Here is a 283-nt window from a genome sequence, read left to right on the forward strand (position 1 = left end):
GGGTGGACAAGGATCACCCGCTCCGTCACGCGATTAAGGCGATTGTGTTCGGCACGCTGTACGGTAAGAGCGCAAAGACACTCGGCATCGATACGAAGCAGAGTGACCTTGGCTCCCTAAAAGGACAGATCAGCGCGCTGTACGAAGAGTCGTTGAAGCCCGAGACGGACAAGAAGCGTATGGTCGAAATCAATCGCATGCTGGAAGAGTTGGATCACAAGCTTACGGCATTGATTGAAGAGGATCGCACAGCATACGCGCAGGACATCATAGAAAAGGTGTT

General features: G+C 52.7%; 1 protein-coding gene. It reads left to right on the top strand.

The window, feature by feature from the left end:
- On the top strand, window positions 1-283 hold a 283-nt coding region (locus AC1RPQ_RS08415), incomplete at both ends, for a hypothetical protein (protein WP_481762331.1).

Source organism: Dellaglioa sp. CoH-57-MRSF-21, from assembly GCF_056781915.1.